Raw genomic sequence first — 24,403 nt, 5'->3', positions numbered from 1 at the left:
AAATTAATTAAATTCGTTCATTACTTCGTCAAACTTTGTTCCTTCAACCCACTTCTCAATTGCTGCTTGAGCTTCGTCCATACCACTACGAATACCAATCGTTTGAGTAGCAGTGAAGCGTCCAAGTACATAGTCAACGACGCTCATTCGCGTTGGGTGATCGATGCCGACACGTACTCGTTTAAATGCCTGAGTGCCAACGTAAGCAATGATGCTCTTGATGCCATTGTGTCCACCCGCAGATCCTTTTTGGCGCAAACGAATTTTGCCAATCGGTAAATCCATATCATCATGGACAATCATGACATCTTCCAACGGAATGTCGTAGTAGTCCATTAACGGACGGACCGCACGCCCTGAATCATTCATGTATGTCGTCGGTTTTACCAGTAGGACCTTTTCACCACTAATCAAAGTGCTACCGATCAGCGCTTCTTGTTTAGCACGTTTGAACGTCACACCATATTCTTCCGCGACATGGTCGATTACCATAAAACCAACATTGTGTCGCGTACGGTCATACTGCGGCCCAATATTTCCCAAACCAACAATCATTTTCATTATTTGATAACCTCAATTTATTTGTAAACTTAACCAACGTTTGAAAACATGCAAAAGTGCTGGTAAATCACAATCACGTGATCTACCAGCCACTTTTGCGAATTGGTTAGCTGCCATTAGCGCCTGCCTTGTGCGGCGAACGCCCTGCTCTTATCTAGGTATCAATTATAGCACAAACGTTGTCGTACCACACTCATTAGAACCTCATGACAAACGACTTAATCCTGTATTTCACAAAGTACCCTATGATATAATGACAGTGGTTTCAAATAAAAATTTATTAAGTGAAGGGATGATTATTTTGGCTGCAAATCATCAAAAAGTTGTACTAGTCGGCGATGGCGCTGTTGGTTCTAGTTACGCATTTGCCATGGCACAACAAGGACTCGCAGAAGAATTTGTCATTGTTGATATCCTTAAAGACCACACTGAAGGGGACGCACTCGATCTTGAAGATGCGCTCGCTTGGGTTTCACCAAAGAAGATCTACTCTGGTGAATACAGCGATGCTAAGGATGCCGACCTAGTTGTTATCACAGCTGGCGCACCACAAAAACCAGGCGAGACACGTTTGGACCTGGTTAACAAGAACCTCAAGATTTTATCAACCATCGTTAAGCCAATCGTTGACTCAGGTTTCAAGGGCATCTTCTTAGTTGCTGCAAACCCTGTCGACATTTTGACTTATGCTACTTGGAAGTTCTCCGGTTTCGACAAGAGCCGTGTCATCGGTTCAGGTACTTCTTTGGATACATCTCGTTTACGTGTTGCTTTGGGTAAGAAGTTTAACGTTGACGCACGTGACGTCAGCGCCTTTATCATGGGTGAACATGGTGACTCTGAATTTGCTAACTTGGACGAAGCTACAATCGCTGGTAAGCCATTATCAATGATTGCTAAAGACCAAGGCGTTTCTCGTGAAGAACTTGAAAAAATCGAAGACGAAACTCGTAACAAGGCTTACGAAATCATCAACCGCAAGGGCGCCACTTTCTACGGTGTTGCCACTGCTTTGATGCGAATCTCACGTGCCATCTTACGTGATGAAAATGCTATCTTACCTGTTGGTGCAGCACTAGATGGCCAATACGGTTTGACTGATACCTTTATTGGTACCCCAGCCGTTATTAACGGTGAAGGTTTAGACCACGTTGTGGAAGTACCTTTGTCTGACAGTGAAATGGACAAGATGCGCAAATCCGCAGCAACCTTAAAAGAAGTTCGTGAAAACGGCTTTAAGGAAACTGGTTTGTAATTAACATTCTTTGAAACATTTAAGGCGTCGACGCTTGGAATATCCGGGCATCGACGTTTTTTATTCTAAAGGGTTTTGCCGTTAACGGTCAGGTCATTGCAAACGAATTATAAATTTACGAGTCCCCTTTTTATGCCCCGAATGTGGTATGATGATTGCAACTATTCTTATCATTTTTTAATTTTTTGGAGGAACATCTATGTTATTAAAAACACTCGTTAAACCCTACGAGAGCATCACGACCGTCCGCGAAGATGTGTCACTGGAAGAAGCACTTAAGGTTCTTGAAGATTCAGGTTTTCGTTGTGTGCCCATTCTAGACGAAACTGGCAAGATTTTCCGCGGTAACATCTATAAGATGCACATTTACCGTCATAAGTCTCGTGGTGGTGACATGAGTCTCCCTGTAACAACACTATTAAAAAATGCGACTAAGTTTATTTCCATCAACGATGCCTTTTTCAAGGTGTTCTTCTCAATCAAAGATTTGCCTTACATTGCTGTCTTGGATGAAAACAATTACTTTTACGGTATTTTAACCCATACTCGACTGCTGGACATGCTGTCACAAAGCTGGAACTTCAACGTTGGGAGTTATGTTTTAACCGTCGTATCACAAGGTGAACGCGGTGATTTGACAAACATGTCGAAGATCATTACTAAATACACGTCTATCGCTTCATGTATGACTTTGGACGTGCAGGCTGGCGAACTAGTTCACCGGACGTTGTTTACCCTTCCTGCCGATGTGGACGAAGAACGTTGCGAGAAAATCATCAAAGCATTGAATCGCAAACAGTTCCGTGTGTCGGAAGTTGAAAACTTAAAGACAGAATAACCGCTAGTTAGGTGACTGTTTAATAAAATCAGGTAACGAATTGACGTTCTCGTCAATTTGCTGCCTTTTTTTGTTGAAGGTTGCTCCCTAAGAATTTAATTGCAGTGTTTTACTTTCCGCTTCCAGTTGTCAGTTTTTGAAACCTTCTGTGGGGACCAGTCCAAGCCTGAAAAACGTCTTGGGCTTCGACTTGAAGCCCCCCAAACCGGGTCTTCAAGCTCGTCCGCGGCCTAAATTCGGACAGTTCACCGAATTAACGCCGCCTTCACAGTCGGTTTCAACACTGACGCCTTCCAGCTACTAAAGTTAAGTTGCTTCACCACCATACCCTTTGCACTCATCAAGAACAGGCAACGATTTCAAAAGTCCCGTTAAGAAAGATCGCCATTGTTAGCCCAGCATTTGATCAACGTCGGCAATTGTCACTCAGCGTTGGAAAAGCCGCAACGATCTGATCCTCGATGTACAAACCTTGAAATTAGTATTTACTTGCAGCGTTTAGTCATTTCTAGTGGCAACCTACTGTTACATCAGCCGTAGGGCGGCCGCGTTGAAACCGATTGTGAAGGTGATGTTAATCCGAATGCATTTTTTCGGGTTTACATCACGGACGGTCGCAAAAACTGTTATGAAGTGACCCCCTGTCAAGAGCCGAACTCCAATTTTTTTTCGATTCCATCATTGGCACTAACAAACTTCAGATGCCCCTGTCTCTCGACATTTAACCACTCTGTTATACGAGGATTGGCTACCTCAGGTTAATGGTCCTGTCGAAGGCGTTGTAATCTCGGTTCGTGGATCACAGATCGACGCTAATGTGTATGGCCATACACATTAACAACCTGTGCCATAAAGTCTTTATCGCAATTCGCCAGACCGTTATGCGTCTGAAGCTTGTTGCTACCAACATGGATTCGTCGTGGCTGGGTTCGGTTGTCCTAATACCTTGTTGTTAGTTTAATCCGCAATTCCTGTACCATCTGTTTAATCGGCAATGCGTCCGGTCTCCATACCCCAAATATAGCCAGCCAGTTTTCTTGCAACTGCCGTAACGGCCACGTTATATGGCTTCCCAGCTTCAATCATTCTGTGAAAAGTTCGCTGAAGATGAGCCGATGCCCGGTCCGCATAGCTAATGACGCTGGCATCTTGTCCTACTTGCCGGGCCTTTACTAGCCGCCCTTTATAGCCGACGCGTCCCTTTACCAGAGCTTGACTAGCCTCAACCAGCGTCGTCCGAACAACGGAGTTGCCTTGCTTGGTGATTGAACCCTTGTGCGTGTGTTCACCACTGGAATGTTCCGATGGATTTAGCCCGGCATACGACATAAACGCTGGTGCACTTGGAAACCGTTCAAAGTCCGAAATCTCAACTTGAATCGTCATGGCATTCATTGTTGAAAGGCCCTTCATGCAACACAGCCGGTTCACTGGTTGTTCGTAACGTTCCTGGTGCGAGAATTTTTCAATCAGCTGGTCGTAACGCGCGATTTTTTCAATCAGTTCCGCCAGCTGAATCAAATATTCATCTACTGCCAGTTGGAGCGTATCAGACAACTTCAAGGATTTGATCCACTCAATGTGGGCTTGTGTCCATTTGGTCTTGGTACCTTGGTACTGAAAGCCATGCCGCAAAATTAAGGCGCCAAGCTGTTGCTTAATGCGGGTTGCGGACTTCTTCTGCGTATTACGCATCCGCATAAATTCCTTGACGTCATCATCTTCTTCATCCGGAATGTGTACGGAGCGGTATGTGTTAGCGGCCAGATTACGGGCAATCATCTTCGCGTCCATCTTGTCATTTTTAATCCGCTTATTCTTACCGGAGCTGTACATTGTCGAAGGCGCCATAATCACGCAGTTAACGCCAAGTATCTGTAATGACTTGCTTAGTGAGAAGCCTAGAACACCGGCCTCATAACCAGTCAGAAATTCGGTTCTCGGTCCAAGTTCCTCCGATAAGCGATCAACAAACTTTTCCACTAGCTTAGGATCCGACGCACACTTAGTTTCCCGGATGATTTCACCAGTGTCTTTATCTAATGCACAGAGACTGAAGCTTGCTTTGTGGACATCCATACCTACGTAAACTACACTTGTCATTGTGGTGACCTCCTATTGTCTTATGGGTAGGGTTGTGTGTTCTTCTTCTAAAGACATTATCAACCTGAATCCCCGAGTCGACAATCTAGGGGGTCACTTCATATTATCTCGGCCTTTCACGAGGTTCTGCAGCGAGGTGAAAGACGGTGCACTTTCGGCTTGAACCGGTCCCACAATCGGTTTCGAAAGCGGCCAACCGAAGGCGAAAGCAATACCACGAAAAATTGCCCCGAACACAAAACGAGCACTCATGAGAATTTGAAACTCATGAATGCTCGTTTTTAAATTTAATTTCGTTCAACTAAACCAACGCTGATACCAAGCGCATGATCAACACGCTTCATGGCGCCATTATCGAGGTGCGTCACACGATCGCGTAAACGTTGCTTGTCAATCGTGCGAATTTGTTCAAGCAAGATAACTGAATCCTTGCCCACTCCGTTTTGATCCGCCGGAATACCGATATGTGTCGGCATTTTTGGTTTACTTATTCTTGCTGTAATAGCGGCGACAATCACCGTTGGACTGTAATGATTCCCAATGTTGTTTTGCACAATTAAAACAGGGCGCATGCCGCCCTGTTCAGATCCCACGACTGGGGATAAATCTGCGTAAAATATGTCGCCCCGTTTAACTTCAACTGCTGCCAATTGGGACACCCTCTTCAAAATATGTAGTCGGAGCATTCAGCTCCTAAACCAATGTTAACCCGTTACGGTTATTGGTCAAGTCTGGAGGCCTCTGCCTCAGACGCAGAAAACTCATCTGCGATTTCTTCATTCAGTTGACCCATAGCTAAGTAGCCCTGAGCTAACTTGTTTAAATCAGCAGACTCATGGTTTTCTAAAAAATGGCACAAGACAGTGTTAATTAGCTGGTCCTGATCAACACTAAAAAATTCACAATATGCTTTAAGGTCCGTCAGTGTTGTATCGTTAAAACTCACTGGGACCTGATGTGCATCACTTGCCATGGCTAACTCCCCCGCATTTTTACAACTACCAATCAACTTGGTAAACTCATTCTATCATGAAGCCCACAGAATGTCGTTTGCAATTCAGAAATGTAATATTTCGTTTTACCGATGCTTACCGGTTTTCATACACCCGCGGAACCCGCATGCCTAAGGTGGTGGCGATTTCATAATGAATCGTCCCAGCGTAATCAGCAACGTCCTGCATTGTAATCGTTTGTTCACCATCCTGACCAATTAACGTTACACGTGTGTCAACTGGATATTCATGTGGCAGACGAACCATCAACTGATCCATACAAACACGTCCAATAATTTCACAATATTGCCCATCAACAAGCACGTGAAATCCTTGCATTCGCCGTGGATACCCATCAGCGTAGCCAATTGGCAAAGTGCCGACCCATTCATCTTCCTTAGCCGTATAAGTCGCACCATAACTGACTGATTTGCCCGCCGCTAGATGTTTGACAAACGCAAACTGAGTCGTCAACGACAATGCTGGTTCCAATGGATAAGGTGATGTGATTGAGCCGCCAGACGGGTTCAATCCATAGATGCCGACACCAAAGCGAATCATATTCCCATTACAAGCATCGTGCCATAATGACGTCGCTGTGTTCGAAACATGAACATAGCGGGGCTTTTCTGGTAGAACCGCCATAAACGCTTGCCACCGTTGACACTGCGTATTGAAATACGTTGTATCCTGTTCATCAGCCGTTGCAAAGTGTGTGAAAATCCCCTCAAAAATAAACGCATCTTCATGGTTCCTCAAGAAGTCGACAGCCGTTTTTAAAGCAGCCGGTTCTTGGAAACCAATGCGGCCCATTCCCGTATCCAAACCGAGATGAATCTTCAATGGTGCAGCCTGGGCATCCTCTAGTAGCGGCAAGGCTGTCGCCAACCAATCTAAATCACCCACTGTTAATGAAATTTCCTGCTCAGCAGCAAGACCAGCCCATTGTGGCTGAGTGATGCCGAGCACCAAAATCGGTACGGTAATGCCTGCCGCCCGTAACGTCAGTGCCTCGTCCAAAATCGCCACACACAAACCTGTTGCGCCTGCTTCCAAACATGCCTGACCGGCTTCGATAAGGCCATGTCCGTACCCGTTCGCTTTTACAACCGCAAACATTTCCGTACCTGGCTTAGTCCGTTTTAACTCTGCTTCTACATTATGCCGGATGGCCGCTAAATTGACGTGGGCCACCGTTGGTCGGTGTAAACCAATAATCTGTGCAGGTACCGTATTAATCGCTTCTTTCATATTACCGTGTCGAATCCACAGTTTCTAAAATAACTTCTGTCATGACCAGTGTTTCAGTATGCGAAATAGAAATATGAGCTGGTCCGTCAAACGGCTGTTTGGTAAGATGCGGTTTGCCCTCATCGTCATCCAAAATTTCAACATCTTGAAAACCAACGGCACTGCCTAACCCTGTCCCATAAGCCTTACTATAAGCTTCCTTAGCAGAAAAACGGCCAGCCAAAAATTCATTTTGACGCTGACCTTTCAACTTATTCATAACGTCTTGCTCTGCAGGTGTCAAAACCTTGGGAACAAATGCAGCAAAACGTTGCCGTAGTGTTTGAATCCGATTAATTTCTGTTAAATCAATGCCCGTTCCGTAAATCATCCGAACCTCCGCAAAACTTAATCACACCACAACGCGTGGTTAAGCAAATTCACTGTTCATGAACGTCTAACGGAAATTATAGCATACTGACACAGTGAAAAAACGACCTATGAAAAAAGGATTCAGCTCCACCTGACGTGTCGCTGAATCCTCACCCTGCAATGCATTAGTCATTCAGACTAACTCATGCAACTATTACCTTATTTATGGTTGATTGAGTAACCATGTTTGTTGCCGCCATGATTGCTGCTCCCGCCATTCCGGGAACTGTTACTACGTGAGCTGTTGTTACGGGAACCTGACTTGTGATCAAAACGACCACGGTTACCATTTTCACGTTCACGTGAGTTCCGGTTGTTACGACCATTACGGTTATTACCACGATAACCACCGTGACCACGGCCACCACGGCCATTGCCCCGGCCGCCACCATGACGACTAGGCAATGGGCGTTCTGGTGTAATGTGAACTGGCGTATCGTGTTCATCACCAGGCGTCAAGTTACTCAATAAAGCAGCAACCAATTCTTCTGCATCATAACGATCCAGTAATTCGGTAGCCTCTTTATCGAACTTGGATGTATCTGTCTCTTTAACCAGGTCCGCAACCTTGTTTTCGGCAGCTGATAATTGACCAGCAAAAGCCTCGGCAACTGACGGTGGCTTGAGGGGCAGCATCCGCACCTTGGTGAGTTTTTCAATCTCACGTAAGTAATCCATTTCGTTTGGCGTAACAAACGTCAAACTTGTTCCATGGTGACCGGCACGACCAGTACGGCCAATCCGGTGAACATAGCTTTCTGGATCTTGTGGAATATCATAGTTATAAACGTGAGTCACACCGGAGATATCCAGACCACGGGCCGCAACATCAGTTGCAACCAGAATGTCTAGCTTACCATCACGGAATTGTTTAAGAATTTGTGAACGACGCTGTTGTGTCAAATCACCATGAATCCCAGCGGCATTGTAGCCACGGGCTTCTAATCCCTTAGACAATTCGTCAACTCGACGCTTCGTGCGACCAAAGACAATGGTTAAGTCCGGATCCTGCACATCAAACAGATGTGTCATCAAATCAAACTTTTCGTATTCCTTTGATTTCACGTAGAACTGATCAACTAAATCAGTGGTCAGTTCCTTTGCCTTAATCCGTACTTCATGAGGTTCCTTCATGAACTGAACCCCAATCCGTTTGATCTTATCAGGCATGGTAGCTGAGAACAACAATGTTTGACGTTGTTCTGGAACTTGCTTGATGATACTTTCAATATCATCCACAAAACCCATATCAAGCATTTCGTCGGCTTCATCCAACACTAACGTCTGAACGTGATCCAAACGAACCGTTTTCCGGTTAATGTGATCCAGTAACCGGCCTGGAGTCCCCACAACAATCTGTGGGTGGTTCTTCAAGCTGTTAATTTGACGGCGAATATCTGCGCCACCATAAACAACTTGAACACGGGCATGTTCGTGCTTACCCAAGCGGTAAAGTTCTTCTTGAGTTTGAATCGCCAACTCACGCGTTGGTGACACAATCAATGCCTGGACGTTTGGATTTTCAGTATCAATCTTATCCAAGATTGGTAACCCAAACGCAGCCGTTTTACCAGTCCCTGTTTGGGCCTGACCAATGACATCCAATCCCTGCATAACCAACGGAATGGTTTCTGCCTGAATTGGGGTAGCTTCTTCATAGCCACTGTCATCAATGGCTTTTAATAGCGCCTTGTTAAGGCCTAGTTCTGCAAACTTCAAATTAGTTCCTCCTCAAATCAAAAGGTTTCATCGACACTAGCAAAAATCCGTCTGCTAAAGCGTGGGGATGCCCGTTTTGATTTGTTATTCTTGTGTGTGTTATTCAATTTTCGTTCATATACGCTAAAAAACGCAACTGTAATAGTTTAACGCGTGAGCGCTCGTTTGGCAACTAAGAGTATTAACTCAGCCATTAAACTTAATTAACAAACCTGGCAGATCCGCCCACCTAAGCCTGTGTCACGCCGTTTTGCAACGCATTGAGAACAGTCTCTAAATGCTCGCCATGACTTGCTTTAAGCATCACTTCATCACTCTCAGTTAAATCGGCCATTAAATCGGTCGTTAGCTGCGCTTTCTGATCATTCTCATAATAATGCAGTTGATCAGGTGTATAGCGATCGGCCACCGTGTCCGCCAGTGCCTTCATGTGTGGTCCAATCAGGTACAATGTTTGAATTTTTGTCGGATCCAATGCCTCAGCAACCGATGCGTGTAATTCATCAGCATTATCACCGAGCTCCAACATATCACCTAGAACGGCAACATGCCGACCCGCTGCAGGTGTATCGCCAAACATCGTCAAAACGTCCTTCATCGCCGTTGGATTAGCGTTGTAGATGTCGCTTAAGATAGCTTCGCCAGCTAAACCCGTCAACCATTCTGTTCTGTTAGACGTTAAGTTAACTTCGGCCAGTCCTTTAACTAAATTAGCCGTCCGAATGTGAAACAACTGACCCACTGTTAAGGCAGCCAATGCGTTGTTGACGTTATAATCACCCAACAACGGAATCTTAAACGTTTCGTCAGGCCATGCATTAACCTTGAACGTCGTTTGGTGGAACTCGTTGTCCTGTTCAATATTCGTCGGATATAAGTGATTGGAACTCTGTTGACCAAACGTCACATGTTCGTTTGGCACATTCTCTGCCCGGTCCGTCAACAATGGTTCGTCACCATTAAACACAAACCGACCGTCATCCTTAAGACCGTGCGTAATTTCTAACTTGGCATCGGCAATTTTGTCCCGGGTACCAAAGAATTCAATGTGCGCTTCACCGATCATCGTGATTACAGCTACATCTGGTTGAACCAGCTTGCTCAAAAAGTCGAGCTGACCAAACCGGTCCATACCCATTTCAACGACTAACACTTCAGTGTTGGCATCCATCGATAACACAGTAAATGGCACACCAACCTCATTATTATAATTAGCATACGTTTTGACGACATTAAATTCCGTTCCTAAAACGCTAGCAGTCATATCCTTTGTCGTTGTTTTACCATTACTACCCGTAATCGCCACTACTTGTGGATTGATTTTCGACAACCAATGTTTGGCTAACGCCTGCATTGCAGTTAACGGATCATCAACCAGCAATACTGGAAAGTCAGCCGGTGCTTCAGCAGCCCGACTAACTGCCCATAAACTGGCAACAGCGCCGTGTGCACGTGCTCCAGCAATGAATTCGTGACCATCGTGTTCGCCAGGAAGTGGCACAAACAAGGCCCCTGCCGTTAATTGACGACTGTCAAAGTGAACGGATGTCACCGTTACTGATGCCCAATCGCCCAAATCATTTTGTGCATCCACCGCTGCTGCGATTTCAGCTAATTGCATTTTCATCTTTTACCTCTCGTTGCGCACACTATGCGCATCTCTGGATACTAGTGTTGATGTTATGGAATCCATAATTACTTAATTTATTAAATTGCGCTAATCATCAACTTGTTTCTGCAAACTACTATTGCAGTCGAAACAGATTATACCATGTGAGCGACATAATCAAAAATTCACTAAGCTTGCATTAGTCGATCAATCACGGCAAAATAAACGCAGGAACTACTATAAACAAGCCTTTTAAGCACGTCATTTATTTGGAGGAACCTATGCAAAATGTATTATTTGTCTGTTTAGGAAATATCTGCCGCTCACCGATGGCAGAAGTGATTTTTCGCCATTTAGTGGCGGAAGCCGGACAAGCTGAGAAGATCAATGTTGATTCTGTGGCAACAAGTAGCTGGGAAGAAGGTAATCCCCCGCATCCTGGAGCCGTCCATATGTTAGCCGAACATGGCTTGAGTGCGGATGGACTTCATTCGCGGCCAATCACCGCCAAAGATTTTGCTTGGGCCGACTGGATTATTACAATGGATCGTTCAAACCTGGCCAACTTAAAACAACTAACGCCTGCTGAAGACCTGTCAAAGGTCCACATGGCCTACGAGATTGTTCCTGGTAAGACTGGCCAAGAGATTCCGGACCCTTGGTACTCCCATAATTTCGCGTTGACTTACCGACAGCTCAGCGAGGTCCTTCCTTACTGGCTGGACAAGGTTGTCGCTGCCAATCACTAACTCAACATCGTTTTATTACTGACAGAAATGACGCGGACTCTCTAAGTCGAGAATCAGCGTCATTTTTCGTTTGCATGTTTTTAGAGGGATGGATATGGATATGGACCTTGCGCCTACGGTTGGTCAGCACTGAAATTCTGGCATGGGACCGGTTCGAACCCGAAGTTCACGGTCTCTCACCTCGCCGCGAAGCCTCGATACCCCCGAATCTTCGCGACCGTCCTTCGGCTCATATTGAAGTCACGTCTCAACATTATTAACTCTATAAAAGTTCTTAATTTGATTAACCAAAGTAACCAGCCTTCAATATGATTGCTTCACTCATAGATTAACTAAACGTCAACGAAAGTGGAGTCAGTGAGAAACAGAATGTTTCCGTGCCGACAACACTTAATGACACGGGTTAAGCCATTTAGTGTTGTCGGACGCGCTTTGAAACCTAGGCTTGGGTTCAAAGACGAGGTCGAAGACCGCAACGCGGGCTGAGACCGGTCCCCCGGAATGACGCTTCTCACTGACGCAACGGCAGCATCACAATGTCTAAACAGGAATTATGATGCAATCGTTTCGACCTTTTGTTTGTAACTGAACCCTTTTAGTGCCGCCTCAGGAGCGTCCTTCCAAGCATAGCTACGAACTAGCGAACCGCGGACCATTAAACGATTAGCCCCCGTCGCATCACAGGTAATCAACGTGACGAGCTTTTGACCAGGCACATCATTCACAACATCAACACGGGTCGCTTTAATAAACTTTCGCTCCGTAGTCTTGTATTCATAAACATGGGTTAAGTCCGTCAAATAAATTTTTTGACCCACCCGACTCTTCCAGAATAACGGACTAAACATGGCATCCTTTTGATCCATGCGATGACCAGCGATGGCATAGTTGCCCTGCCCCATTACTTGGTCTGGTTTCAGGGTCCCGGTAGCTAATGCTAAATCAGCGTCTGACACACCATTAACAATTTGCAAATTTAATTTGATCGACGGAATGGCAACTAAGCCAATCGCCTTAATTTTATGGTTAGCACGCGCCTGGGCAGCGGTCTTCAAATCTAATGAGTTCACACTGCGAAAATCATAATTGCCCTTAGTCTTTTCATTCTTTTTGACATCCGTACGCGTGATCGTTGGCCGATATGTTTTGACCAACCAGTTGGTGATGGGACCATTAAAAATCAGAACCAGCGACACCGCGACTAGAAGAACAAATAGTATGCCGCGAAGCCACCGCCAAACAGATGATCCTTTTCGATGCTTTTTTTGAGCCATTAATTTTTCCCTTCAACGTAACATCTTTATTTACCACCTAAACGTTTGTCATCATGCCTAACAAAATAGGTGTAGAATATTATCTTGTTATTTATTTGCTAACGAAAAAATACCACATTACCCATCTAAGTTAAAGTAAAGTGCTACTCAAGGAGGAAATCGATTGATCAAACATCTTAAACAGCAGCTTTTCCGTAAACGCCTACCGTGGGAACAAAATATCTTTGTCCTCTGGTTTGGCACATTTATTGCCGGCATGGCTTTTAGCGAAATCATGCCATTTATGTCTCTGTATATTGATACGCTCGGCCATTTTTCAACAGCTCAGCTTAATTTCTATTCCGGGATCACGTTTTCCGCTACATATTTAGTTACCGCCATTGTCTCCCCATTATGGGGCCGACTCGCTGATCGTAAGGGTCGCAAACTGATGATTCTGCGAGCATCACTGGGGATGGCTATTGTCCTTGGTGCTATGGGACTTGTAACCAATGTTTGGCAACTGATTGGCCTTCGATTTATTCAAGGTGTCTTTTCTGGTTACATTTCAAACGCTAATGCCTTAGTAGCTACAGAATCGCCAAAAGAACACTCCGGTCAAGCGCTGGGAACACTAGTTACCGGCTTCACTGCCGGCAACCTACTGGGCCCATTGCTCGGTGGGACATTAGCAGCCAGTTTCGGTTATCGTTTAACTTTCTTCATTACAGGCGGTTTGTTACTGATCGTCTTTTTCCTAAGCTGGTTGTTTGTACATGAACACTTCACACCCGTTGAAAAAGGCGCAGCAAATTCAACAAAGGACGTTATTCATTCCTTCAAACATCCCCAAATCATTTTGGGCATGTTGATTACCACCATGATCATTCAAGTTGCCAACCAGTCTATCAGTCCAATTCTTAGTTTGTACGTTCGGCAACTGCTCCACGGTCAAGGCTCTGTTTCCTTAGTAGCCGGACTTGTAGCCGCTATTCCAGGCATTGCAACCATCATTGCCGCACCACGTTTAGGCGTGTTAGGTGACCGCATCGGCACGGAACGTATTTTGACCATCGGTTTCGTCTTTGCCATCTGTGTATTCATTCCGATGGCGTTTGTCCGAAATGTTTGGGAACTAGGTGGGCTCCGTTTTCTGATTGGTATTTCCGACGCCACGATGATGCCAGCCGTCCAAACGTTATTGGCAAAGAACTCCCCCGTTTCTACCACTGGCCGGGTATTCTCATGGAATCAATCATTCATGGCAATGGGGAGCATCGTTGGCCCCATGATTGGCTCAACTGTGTCTGGCGCGTTTGGTTACGGGGCCGTGTTCCTGTCAACCGGCGTGATTGTTGCATTAAATCTAGTTTTGTTCAGGTTTAACACCCGCTCGTTACGAGATTAAACCATTAACTTAATAATCTTAAAAATCCCGACAGCCATGTTTTCACGGCTGCCGGGATTTTTGATTAAATCTAACAAATAACGAAATTGTCGAACAGATTAAGCTTTTTTATCCTGCTGTTGAAATTTGAAATTAAAACTAGCTAGTACAATCATGACAATCGTGAGCACTAACAAAATGATGAAATCGTGCAGGCCACCACGTGCTGTGGCCTCAACCGAAGACAGTTTGCCCGCCTGATTTTGACTGATTGCCACAACCGTCGCCATCACGGCGGTCCCAATAGAACCAGCGTACTGCTGAATGGCATTAAATGCCGCGTTACCGTCCCCAATAAGTTTAGGCGACAACTGCTGCATGCCGTTTGCCAACGTATTACTAAAGGTCATGGAGAACCCGACACTATAAATAATGTAAATGCCGATAATCCAGCCCACAGACAGATGGCCGGCGCTCAACACAAAACCAGCCATCGCAATCATCAAACATACGAGTCCCGTTAAAATCGGCACGCGTGGTCCACGACGATCCAGTAATGAACCACCGAGTGGCATCAATATTGTCCGTAAAATACTGCCTGGCAGTAAGAGTAACCCGGCCGTCATCGCGTTTGCCCCAATGACCAGCTGTGCGTAGTTTGGCAAAAGAAAGCCCAAGCCAATGTTACTCAATTGCAGACTCAAGTACGTTAAAAAGCTGAGCACGAAGGTTCGCCGTTTGAAAATCGCAATATTGATCAGCGGCTGAGCCGTCCTTGTCGCCCACCAGCCATAACCAACCAGAGCAACTATTCCAACCAGGACTAACCCCCAAAATCCAAGACTACTCCAACCATGTTTGGATGCATCGTTGAAACCCAAGGAAATGGTAACAAACGCCACCGCAATCAACGTAAATCCTAGCGTATCAAAGTGCGCCTGTTGAGTGCCGACACGTTGACGAATATTGAAGTATCCAAACAGAAACGAAACGGCCACAATCGGTAACACGATCCAGAAGATCATTCGCCAACCCATATAGTACAGCACCAAACCGCCATATGTAGGTCCCACAGTTGGCGCAAAGCCCAAAATCATGCCACCAATCGACATGTAACGGCCCATCTTAGCGCTGGGAACAAACTGCGTAATAATACCGAACATCACCGGCGTACATAAACCGGTCGCAATTCCGCCAATTAACCGTCCAATCAACAAAACTGGAAAAGACGTGGCCACCGCACAAACCACCAAACCAATGACAAACAGTACAAGTGCCGTGACGAATGTCGCTTTAAACGTAAACCGTTTGTGGATATATGACGCCATAATCATCACCAATGATGCAATAAGCAGGTACCCAGTTGTGAGCCATTGAACAGCACCAATAGAAATGTGAAACTGCCGCATGAGTGTTGGAAAAGTGACGTTCATCGATGTTTCTGTTAGAATCCCACAAAATGAAAGTAACGCTGTTCCTAAAATTGAGAACAACACGAAGCGTGGTACTTTAGTTGCCGTTGAATCCATAAATACCTCTTTCTGAATTAAATATTAGTGCCTTTTTATCTTATCCCTACAAATTTTAATTTGCACATGGAAAAATAAAAAAAGCCCTTATCAGCGTAAAGTCGCAGACAAGAGCTTAAGATTGATTCAATTTTGCTTACTTCAAACCATACTTCTTGTTGAACTTGTCAACAGCACCGTCGGCTTGAGTGAACTTCTGCTTACCAGTGTAGAATGGGTGTGAATCAGAAGTGATTTCAACACGGATCAATGGGTAAGTGTTGCCGTCTTCCCAATCAGTTGTTTCTTGAGAAGTAGCAGTAGAACCAGAAATAAATTTGTAGCCAGTGGTTGAGTCCATGAACACAACCTGATGGTAATCTGGATGAATACCTTGTTTCATTGTAATATCTCCTTTGCCATGAGCCATTTGCTGAGTCATAGTTACATATAATCAACTTTAGTAATATAGCATGGATTAGGCTTACGCGCAAGTCGGCGACAATAATAATCGTGAGTTACTTTAACTCAATCATTCATAATTGTAGCAAACAAATTCGCGTTTGAACGATGCAATCGTTGTGCAAAATTACTAGTACCAGCTTTTAAAATCAGCGATCGGACGTCTTTAACGAAACACATGTCAGCCTAGTATTCAAAAACACCTGCGTCCGTATCTTCAATAATCTGTATATGTCCGCCCAGTGCCTTAAGCTTATCGGAAATACGATCATAACCACGCAAAATATTTTCGGCATTGGTAATGGTTGTACGTCCCTCTGCCATTAAGGCGGCAATTACCAAAGAAGCACCTGCACGAATTTCGCCAGCAGCGACAATGGTTCCAGTTAAGTCATCACAGTGGTTGACAACAATCATGTTGTTTTCCAGCCGAATGTTTTCGCCCATCCGGTTAAGTTCAGGAATGTGCTTTGTTCGTTCAGGATAGATAGTGTCGATAATGATACTAGCGCCATCCGCCCGACCCATCAGCGGTGTAATTGGTTGCTGCAAGTCAGTCGCAAAACCAGGATAGGGCATGGTTTTAACCTGAATTGGCTTAAGCTTTTCGGATTTATGCACATAAATACTGTCTTCACTGATGTCCATCTTGACGCCCATTTCAATTAACTTGGCGGTGAAAGCCTCCAAGTGCTCAGGAATGACGTTTTGAATGTTAACACCTGCGCCAACGGCCGCCGCCATCGATAAGTACGTGCCTGCTTCGATACGGTCAGGAATAATCGTGTGCGTGTTAGTCGCCTTTAATTGAGACACACCCTCGATTCGAATAACATCTGTCCCAGCACCGCGCACCTTAGCGCCCATGTTATTTAAAAACGTTGCCAAGTCGATAATTTCCGGCTCCTTAGCGGCGTTTTCGATCACCGTTAAGCCATCAGCTTTTACGGCAGCCAAAATGATGTTCATGGTGGCACCAACAGACACAATATCTAAGAAGACACGCGCACCGTGAAGACCCTTGCTAGCGTCAATATGAACAGAATCGTCTATCTCCGTAACTTCTGCACCTAAGGCCTTAAAGCCCTTGATGTGTTGATCGATTGGACGTGGGCCAATATTGTCACCACCAGGAAACGATACAGTTGCCCGTCTGAAACGACCTAGCAAAGCTCCCATAAAGTAATATGACGCACGTAAACTCTTAATTGCCTTACCTGGTAAAACATTTTCTTCGATATGCGTTGGATCAATATCCAGCACACCATTTTCAAAGTGTGATGAGACGTTCATTGATTCGAGGATGGCCATCAAGTTGTGTACATCCAAAATGTCCGGAACAGAATCAAATTGAACCGGGGTATCAGCCAGGATAGCAGCGGGAATTAGTGCAACCGTACTGTTTTTGGCGCCGCCAATAGTGACTTCGCCTGACAGTGGGTTGCCCCCTTGGATGATCATCGATTTCATGCGTTATTCCTCTTTCATTCATGCAACTAATTCGTATTGAGATTTACCATGGCTCAACCATAAAGGGAGCACAATTATCTTCCATACTAATGAACGAATGGCAAAAAGACAACACTGTTTCTGGCTTCTCAGTATATTTTTAGAAACTTTTTTATCACTGCTTAATCATTTACCGGTCAAATCGTTTAATAATTGCCTGTTTAACAGCCTTTTGGCCTCACTGTTGACTCATGTAGAAATAGTTAAAAAAATTGTGCAAAATAAAAAGTTTGTTGAGGACGTATCTGTCCATCAACAAACTTCCTTGAAATACTGTGTTTATCTGACACTGTTAGTTTTTCGCAATTTGCATTGTCAGATTGCCTGCACTTTTAGCTGCCTACCGTTTACTGACGGGCAATGTGCTCATCATCAGCAGCCTTCACAAACGCCTTGAACAAACCTTCAGGACGGTTTGGCCGTGACAAGAATTCTGGGTGATATTGTGCGGCAACGAAGAACTTGTTGCTTGGTAATTCAACCACTTCTACCAACCGGTTATCAGGTGACGTCCCAGAGAATACCAACCCCTTGGCAGCTAACTGGTCGCGGAACTTGTTATTGAATTCATAACGGTGACGGTGACGTTCGGAAATCACTTCTTCATTGTTATAAGCTGAGGCGGCCAAAGTACCTGGCTTTAACTTACATGGGTAAGCACCTAACCGTTGTGTACCACCCAGATCATCGATGTTTTCTTGATCAGGCATTAAATCAATGACTGGGTATGGTGTGTCAGCATTAATTTCCGTTGAGTTAGCATCTTTCAAGCCAACCACGTCACGGGCAAATTCAACACAAGCCATCTGCATCCCCAGACAAATGCCCAAGTAAGGAATGTCATGCTCACGTGCATACTTGATGGCCAAAATCTTACCTTCAATACCACGATTACCAAAGCCGCCAGGAACTAGAATGCCATCTGCTTCAGCCAAAACCGAATCAACGTTATCTGCGTTAATTTCTTCTGAGTTGAAATGATTAATTTTAACATCAGCATCAACAACATAGCCGGCTGACTTTAGGGCTTCGTTGACAGAGATATAAGCATCTTGCAGATCAGTGTACTTACCAACCAAATCAATGGTGATGGTCTTGTGTAAGTTTTGAACATGTTGTTCAAGCTTACGCCATTCACTCATGTCTGCTTCCGGAGCGGACAACTTAAAGTGGTTTAAGACAATGTCATCCATGTGTTGGTCTTGTAAAGCTAATGGCACCGTGTAAACTGTCGGCACATCCATTGATTCAACAACAGCTTCAGGATCAACGTCACAGAATGACGCAATCTTGTTACGCATCGTTTGGGTGATGTGCTTTTCCGTCCGAACAACTAGCATGTTTGGCTGAATGCCTAAACCACGTAGTTCCTTAACGCTGTGTTGTGTTGGCTTGGTCTTCATTTCACCAGCAGCCCGCAGATAAGGAATCAAAGTTGTGTGAATGTAGAAAACATTGTCACTACCAACATCAGTTTTCATCTGACGTAATGCTTCAATAAATGGTAAGGACTCAATATCACCCACCGTACCACCAATTTCTGTGATTACCACGTCCGCGTCAGTCGTTTGACCAGCACGCATGATCTTTTCCTTAATTGCGTTAGTGATATGCGGAATAACTTGAACCGTCGCGCCAAGGTAGTCTCCATGACGTTCCTTTTGTAGAACTTCTTGATAAATTTTCCCCGTCGTGACGTTTGAGTATTTATTCAGGTTAATGTCGATAAATCGTTCGTAGTGGCCTAAATCAAGGTCCGTTTCGGTCCCATCATTTGTCACAAACACTTCACCGTGTTGGTATGGGCTCATCGTTCCTGGGTCAACATTGATGTAAGGATCAAACTTTTGAATCGTAACCTTGAGCCCACGGTTCTTTAACAAACGGCCTAAGGACGCAGCAACGATCCCTTTCCCAATTGACGAAACCACACCACCGGTGACAAAAATGTATTTGGTCATCTAAATAAACGCTCCTTTTGTTTTTTCGGGGAAGCCTTAAACAAAGAAAAAGCCCCCAATTCATCTGAATTGGGAGCAACTAAAGTCTTCATTAACGTGCCCGTTCTTCTGAACGGTGCCCAAAAAATATAATACCGACTTCAAGTCATAACGTCAAGGATTTTATCCGGTAATTTTATTACTCGGTCAAACGAACAAGCGACGCGTTAGTTATTCGTCGTCATCGTCGTTTTCTTCATCCTCATCGTCGTCATCATCTTCATCACTTAACTCTGCTAATTGACCCTCGATACCATCTGGCAATTCTTCTTCAGTAGCCTGATTTTCAGTATCGTCATCATCGCTGTCCTCATCATTATCTTGAGTGTCAGCACCATCAACATCGTCATCAGAATCTTGACCGAAGTCATCATCTTCAGGATCGTCGTCATCGTAATCGATGACATCATCGTCGTCAGCAGCGTCAGCCAGAAAGGCATTAACCTTACGGCGTTTCTTACGCTTTGGCTGATCCTCGTCTTCTTCACCATTAATAGTGGCTTCGTCGATGGAATCAAACGCGTACCAAGTACGGAGTCCCCACGTATTGTCACCAAGTGAAATGAAACTACCGTCGACATTTAGGTCCGTATAGAATTGTGCAAAACGATCACGAATTTCTTCGTCACTTTTGCCCAAGTACTGTTGTACCTGGTTAGTTAAATCGGCAAAGCCCATGGCTTCCCCGTGTTGTGAGAGAATTGCGTGCGCAACCTCAATCATCGACAATTCTTTCTTATTTTGACCTTCGAAAATTTTAAGTTCCAAAATCAGGCCCGTCCTTTCGAGAGTGTACATCTTATCATAAGGTCTTAAGCTGTAAAATGCAATCTAATTTGATAATCACCGATTAATTGTTCGCCGGCCAACAACTGGTAGTCGATGGCAATTCGGCCTGCCGATAAATCATCACTCAACCTGACACTAAGATCAGTTGTTGCAACTTCGACGGCCATAATCCCATAAGGCGTCCGATATTGAGTCGTAACTGCCTTTCCGGTTAGAAAATGAAATTTAAGACCATTTTCACCAGAACGCGTCAAGACGACATCATCTTCACCATTCAGCTTAAACGTCACTGGCGTCGACTGACCATTATCATCTTCAACATAACGTAAATAAATGTTGTCATTCACAATCACCAAGCGGCCTGGCAAATCAAAGTCAAATTGCTCGGTGTCATCATCCTGTGTAATGTTGGTCAATAAATGAACGGTGACAGCCTGTTCAAATTGTTGTGCCACAAATCTACCTCCCAGTGTTATTTGAAATTTTCCATAAAACGCATTGAAGGTCAGTAAGAAATTATAACGCTTTTTAGATAAATTACCATTAATGAAACCTTGGTCCTTTTCATTTTGAAAATTGGGCTCAATGTCTTTCAATAATGCAGACCCCAGCGCGATTCGGTATAATGAAAGCAGTTGCTTTTAGCTATTCATTATAAATGAGACCAGTATCGATAATAAATTGACAAACGGACACACTAATATGAGCCCATTCATTTCGTTTGTCATCCATAAAACGTTAAGAAATTAGGTGATTACATGATTGACGCACTTGCTCTCGCGCCGACAACAATGTTACTGTCGCAGCATTTCAAACAAGCTGACGGTTTAGCGACATTTTCAAACATGAATGCGCTACTTAGTCTTATTGAACATGAAAATCAGCCCTTGCTCCACTTTTGGTTATTGGACAACACAGTAATCATGGGTCTTCGCGATGCTGATGTGCCCCATCTGTCTGCTGCTCACAAAGTGCTTACAGATCACGGATACAGTGGTTTTATTCGCAACTCAGGTGGATTAGCTGTCGTAGCTGACGCCGGCGTTCTCAACATCAGCCTCTTTTTCCCACCGAGTTTGGTCAAACTTGGTGTCGATGATGCCTATGAACAAATGAAGTTGCTTGTTGACCGAGCATTCCCTGAACTCCCAATTGATGCTGGCGAAGTTGCTCGTTCTTACTGTCCTGGCACCTACGACCTGAGCGTAAATGGTCATAAGATTGCCGGCATGTCTCAACGACGCCGGAATGGTGGCACCGTCATCATGTTATATCTGAGCGTAAACGGTAACCAGAATGCCCGCGCTCAATTAATTCACGATTTCTACACTGTTGGATTAGGCCACGAAGAAAACAAATGGGACTTCCCTGATGTCGATCCTGGCACCATGATGAACGTCGGCGACTTGTTACCACAATCGTTAACTATTGAAGCGGCCCGTCAACGCTTTATTGATGCGGCACAGCAGAGTGGCACGCAACTTGCCAAACAGCACTTGGCCACGCTGATGCAGGAACCCGAATTTGGTGCTCACTTGGACTTTGAAGCCAAACGTTTAAGTCAGCATCAGCCAAGCTTTTAAGCTGTCGCTAATATCCTAAGAAAATTGAGCTCCGTCACATATTTTAAGGAGGATTTAATGGATTATCGTCATCAGTTATTACCACGTGAAAAAGTATTCCGCGATCCCGTTCACAATTATATCGCCGTTTCTTACCAGGTGATTTTGGATTTGATTGACACTAAAGAATTTCAGCGTTTGCGACGCGTCAAACAATTGGGTGTGACCGAAGAAGTTTTTCACGGAGCAGAACACAGCCGCTTTGGGCATTCCCTAGGTGTGTATGAAATTGCGCGTCGAATCTGCGATAACTTTGAACACGACTATCCGTCGCAAACACCTGGAGATGGCCTGTGGGATGACCATGAGCGACTCGTTACATTGTGTGCTGCACTCCTGCACGATATCGGGCACGGTGCGTACTCACATACGTTTGAACACATTTTTCACACGGACCACGAAGCGATTACTGCGCAAATTCTAACTTCCCCCACTACTGAGGTCAATGCAGTACTCAAGCGGGTGTCGCCAGAATTCCCACAGCAAGTTGCCAGCGTCATTCAACATACGTATCCCAACCCGCAAGTTGTCCAGATCATTTCCAGTCAATTGGACGCAGACCGAATGGATTATCTGTTACGTGACGCCTACTATACCGGCGCTGACTACGGCCGTTTCGACCTCACTCGTGTACTGCGCGTGATGCGGCCCTACAAAGACGGGATTGCGTTTGATATTGACGGGATGCACGCTGTCGAGGATTACATTCTCAGCCGTTTTCAAATGTATCAACAAGTATACTTCCACCCTGTTTCTCGTGCGATGGAAGTCATTTTGGATCACCTACTGTTACGTGCTAAGGACCGTTATGACAATCAGCCAGTCCGTGAAGACGGATTTCGTCCCCTATTGCTTGAACCTTTCTTTAACCACGATTGGACGCTAGCGGACTACTTAAAATTAGATGATGGTGTGCTTAACACTTATTTCTTACACTGGGCTGACAGCGACGACGCCGTGTTATCGGACTTAGCCAACCGCTTCCTAAATCGGCGGCCATTTAAATCTGTGGAATATACGAGTGAAACGGAAGATTTGTTGACGATTCTGCGTGCCAAAATTGAAACGGCCGGTTATAACGTCAAGTATTACACTGCCACAAACGACAGTTACGATCTGCCATACAATGCAAACAGTCGCCAGACCCACAAACCAGCTGCCGAAATTCAACTGATGAAAAGTGACGGTTCCACCATTGAACTATCATCACTGAGCCCGCTAGTTGCCGCCATTACTGGTCGTGAATTGGGAGATCAGCGTTTCTTCTTTCCTCGGGAAATGTTGACTAAAGACGCAGAAAATGACTTATTTAGCCCAATTTACATTGAGTTTCAAAATTACATTCATAATGACCAACTTATTCACCCTCAAGGAGAATCCCATGACAATTAAAATGATTGCCATCGACATTGATGGCACGTTACTAAATGAAAAAAGTTCACTGAACCCCGCCACAATCAAGGCCGTTCAGGCGGCTCGCGATGCTGGCATCAAAGTTGTCCTATGCACTGGCCGCCCATTAACGGGTGTTCAAGATTACTTAGGCCAATTGGGACTCAGCGGTGATGACCAATACGTCATTACCTTCAACGGTGCATTAGCACAAACAATCAGTGGCAAAATTCTTGTTCGCCACACGTTGAATTACGATCAGTACCGTCAGTTACAAACTCTAAGTGAAACGCTTGAAACACACTTTCACGTAGAAACTGAATCTCACATTTATACGGCAAACAAGAACATCAGCCCTTACACTATCGGTGAAGCCTTCTTAGTAAAAATGCCGATCCGTTATCGTGCCGTTGAAGAAATGCCAACTGACATCACATTATCTAAGGCAATGTTTATTGATGATCCAAAGATTATCAGTAGCGCGGTCGAAAAACTTCCTGATGATGTCAAACAAGACTTTTACTTTGTCCGCAGTGAACCCTACTTCCTTGAAGCCATGAACAAGGCGGCCTCAAAGGGCAACGCAATCACAGGATTAGCCAGCGATTTGGGCTTTTCAATGGACGAAGTTATGGCTTTGGGCGACCAAGGTAATGATCTTTCAATGATCAAGGCTGCCGGTTGGGGCGTTGCAATGGGCAATGCCATTGACGAAGTTAAGGAAGCTGCCCAGGCTGTTACACTGACCAACAAAGAAGACGGTGTCGCCGCCGCGATCAACAAATACGCACTAAATTAATCAGATCAATTTAATTTAAACTGTTTCAAAAACAAAACGCACTGTAATTCCTCGATAAACGTGGAATGCAGTGCGTTTTGTTATTTTTGCTCACGGTAAAGCTGTCAAAAACGTTGCCACAATATCATCTGGAAGGCGTCAACAGTGATACCGAGCCGTGAAGGTAACGTTAATTCGAGTGGTTTTCTCGAATT

At 44.8% G+C, this 24,403-nt stretch carries 22 protein-coding genes; 7 read left to right on the top strand and 15 right to left on the bottom strand.

Annotated features, from left to right (window positions below):
- Positions 1–3: 3 nt before the first annotated feature.
- A complete protein-coding gene (pth, locus tag LROSL1_RS03775) occupies positions 4–561 on the bottom strand; it encodes an aminoacyl-tRNA hydrolase (protein WP_161002322.1) in 558 nt (185 codons plus the stop codon).
- 292 nt (positions 562–853) lie between these two features.
- Between pth and LROSL1_RS03770 the strand changes: the two genes are divergently transcribed.
- Both LROSL1_RS03770 and cbpA read left to right on the top strand, forming a co-directional pair.
- Positions 854–1,816, top strand: a complete 963-nt coding sequence (locus tag LROSL1_RS03770; protein WP_017260491.1) for an L-lactate dehydrogenase — start codon at positions 854–856, stop codon at positions 1,814–1,816.
- Between the two features lie 199 nt (positions 1,817–2,015).
- Positions 2,016–2,654 carry a cyclic di-AMP binding protein CbpA gene (cbpA, locus tag LROSL1_RS03765; protein WP_017260492.1) on the top strand — a complete coding sequence of 213 codons (639 nt, stop codon included), beginning with the start codon at positions 2,016–2,018 and terminating at the stop codon, positions 2,652–2,654.
- 984 nt (positions 2,655–3,638) lie between these two features.
- Here cbpA and LROSL1_RS03760 read toward each other — a convergent pair.
- The 7 genes from LROSL1_RS03760 to LROSL1_RS03730 all read right to left on the bottom strand — a co-directional run bounded on the left by LROSL1_RS03760 (position 3,639) and on the right by LROSL1_RS03730 (position 10,757).
- The gene (locus LROSL1_RS03760) at positions 3,639–4,757 is read right to left on the bottom strand and encodes an IS110 family RNA-guided transposase (protein WP_178913808.1); all 1,119 of its coding nucleotides are present in this window, start codon (positions 4,755–4,757) and stop codon (positions 3,639–3,641) included.
- A gap of 287 nt (positions 4,758–5,044) precedes the next feature.
- Complete coding sequence (locus tag LROSL1_RS03755; RefSeq protein ID WP_017260494.1) at positions 5,045–5,407, bottom strand: type II toxin-antitoxin system PemK/MazF family toxin; 363 nt, start codon at positions 5,405–5,407, stop codon at positions 5,045–5,047.
- Positions 5,408–5,475: 68 nt separating this feature from the next.
- Positions 5,476–5,730 (bottom strand): hypothetical protein, encoded by a 255-nt coding sequence (locus LROSL1_RS03750; protein ID WP_017260495.1) that lies wholly within the window; start codon positions 5,728–5,730, stop codon positions 5,476–5,478.
- Between the two features lie 115 nt (positions 5,731–5,845).
- Positions 5,846–7,000, bottom strand: coding sequence for an alanine racemase (gene alr / locus LROSL1_RS03745; RefSeq protein WP_017260496.1), 1,155 nt, complete (start codon positions 6,998–7,000; stop codon positions 5,846–5,848).
- A 1-nt stretch (position 7,001) separates the two neighbouring features.
- The gene (gene acpS / locus LROSL1_RS03740) at positions 7,002–7,370 is read right to left on the bottom strand and encodes a holo-ACP synthase (RefSeq protein WP_017260497.1); all 369 of its coding nucleotides are present in this window, start codon (positions 7,368–7,370) and stop codon (positions 7,002–7,004) included.
- A gap of 200 nt (positions 7,371–7,570) precedes the next feature.
- Positions 7,571–9,130 carry a DEAD/DEAH box helicase gene (locus tag LROSL1_RS03735; protein ID WP_017260498.1) on the bottom strand — a complete coding sequence of 520 codons (1,560 nt, stop codon included), beginning with the start codon at positions 9,128–9,130 and terminating at the stop codon, positions 7,571–7,573.
- A 229-nt stretch (positions 9,131–9,359) separates the two neighbouring features.
- Complete coding sequence (locus LROSL1_RS03730; protein ID WP_178913807.1) at positions 9,360–10,757, bottom strand: UDP-N-acetylmuramoyl-tripeptide--D-alanyl-D-alanine ligase; 1,398 nt, start codon at positions 10,755–10,757, stop codon at positions 9,360–9,362.
- Positions 10,758–11,020: 263 nt separating this feature from the next.
- Between LROSL1_RS03730 and LROSL1_RS03725 the strand changes: the two genes are divergently transcribed.
- Positions 11,021–11,488 carry a low molecular weight protein-tyrosine-phosphatase gene (locus LROSL1_RS03725; protein WP_178913806.1) on the top strand — a complete coding sequence of 156 codons (468 nt, stop codon included), beginning with the start codon at positions 11,021–11,023 and terminating at the stop codon, positions 11,486–11,488.
- 551 nt (positions 11,489–12,039) lie between these two features.
- Here the strand turns inward: LROSL1_RS03725 and LROSL1_RS03720 are convergent.
- Complete coding sequence (locus LROSL1_RS03720) at positions 12,040–12,762, bottom strand: class A sortase (protein WP_178913805.1); 723 nt, start codon at positions 12,760–12,762, stop codon at positions 12,040–12,042.
- 163 nt (positions 12,763–12,925) lie between these two features.
- Between LROSL1_RS03720 and LROSL1_RS03715 the strand changes: the two genes are divergently transcribed.
- Positions 12,926–14,149 carry a multidrug efflux MFS transporter gene (locus tag LROSL1_RS03715; protein ID WP_017260502.1) on the top strand — a complete coding sequence of 408 codons (1,224 nt, stop codon included), beginning with the start codon at positions 12,926–12,928 and terminating at the stop codon, positions 14,147–14,149.
- 98 nt (positions 14,150–14,247) lie between these two features.
- Here LROSL1_RS03715 and LROSL1_RS03710 read toward each other — a convergent pair whose 3' ends face one another.
- The 6 genes from LROSL1_RS03710 to LROSL1_RS03685 all read right to left on the bottom strand — a co-directional run bounded on the left by LROSL1_RS03710 (position 14,248) and on the right by LROSL1_RS03685 (position 20,851).
- The gene (locus LROSL1_RS03710) at positions 14,248–15,657 is read right to left on the bottom strand and encodes a DHA2 family efflux MFS transporter permease subunit (protein WP_178913804.1); all 1,410 of its coding nucleotides are present in this window, start codon (positions 15,655–15,657) and stop codon (positions 14,248–14,250) included.
- Positions 15,658–15,793: 136 nt separating this feature from the next.
- Positions 15,794–16,039 carry a type B 50S ribosomal protein L31 gene (locus tag LROSL1_RS03705; protein ID WP_017260504.1) on the bottom strand — a complete coding sequence of 82 codons (246 nt, stop codon included), beginning with the start codon at positions 16,037–16,039 and terminating at the stop codon, positions 15,794–15,796.
- A gap of 245 nt (positions 16,040–16,284) precedes the next feature.
- Positions 16,285–17,568, bottom strand: a complete 1,284-nt coding sequence (locus LROSL1_RS03700) for a UDP-N-acetylglucosamine 1-carboxyvinyltransferase (protein WP_017260506.1) — start codon at positions 17,566–17,568, stop codon at positions 16,285–16,287.
- Between the two features lie 386 nt (positions 17,569–17,954).
- Entirely contained in the window at positions 17,955–19,568 is a 1,614-nt protein-coding gene (locus LROSL1_RS03695; RefSeq protein ID WP_161002313.1) for a CTP synthase, read from the bottom strand.
- A 210-nt stretch (positions 19,569–19,778) separates the two neighbouring features.
- The gene (rpoE, locus tag LROSL1_RS03690) at positions 19,779–20,375 is read right to left on the bottom strand and encodes a DNA-directed RNA polymerase subunit delta (RefSeq protein WP_017260508.1); all 597 of its coding nucleotides are present in this window, start codon (positions 20,373–20,375) and stop codon (positions 19,779–19,781) included.
- Positions 20,376–20,419: 44 nt separating this feature from the next.
- Complete coding sequence (locus LROSL1_RS03685; RefSeq protein ID WP_026017008.1) at positions 20,420–20,851, bottom strand: YwiB family protein; 432 nt, start codon at positions 20,849–20,851, stop codon at positions 20,420–20,422.
- A 303-nt stretch (positions 20,852–21,154) separates the two neighbouring features.
- Here LROSL1_RS03685 and LROSL1_RS03680 point away from each other — a divergent pair, with 303 nt between their 5' ends.
- The 3 genes from LROSL1_RS03680 to yidA are packed head-to-tail and all read left to right on the top strand — an operon-like array spanning position 21,155 to position 24,209.
- A complete protein-coding gene (locus LROSL1_RS03680) occupies positions 21,155–21,979 on the top strand; it encodes a lipoate--protein ligase family protein (RefSeq protein ID WP_178913803.1) in 825 nt (274 codons plus the stop codon).
- A 57-nt stretch (positions 21,980–22,036) separates the two neighbouring features.
- Positions 22,037–23,410 carry an HD domain-containing protein gene (locus LROSL1_RS03675; RefSeq protein WP_178913802.1) on the top strand — a complete coding sequence of 458 codons (1,374 nt, stop codon included), beginning with the start codon at positions 22,037–22,039 and terminating at the stop codon, positions 23,408–23,410.
- Entirely contained in the window at positions 23,400–24,209 is an 810-nt protein-coding gene (yidA, locus tag LROSL1_RS03670; protein WP_017260512.1) for a sugar-phosphatase, read from the top strand. The genes LROSL1_RS03675 and yidA overlap by 11 nt, the downstream gene beginning before the upstream one ends.
- Positions 24,210–24,403: the final 194 nt, after the last annotated feature.

The sequence above is a fragment of the Furfurilactobacillus rossiae genome (assembly GCF_013394005.1).
GTDB classification, from domain to species: domain Bacteria; phylum Bacillota; class Bacilli; order Lactobacillales; family Lactobacillaceae; genus Furfurilactobacillus; species Furfurilactobacillus rossiae.
Note: the sequence above shows the minus strand (reverse complement) of the source record. Positions and strands in the feature narration are given on the sequence as shown.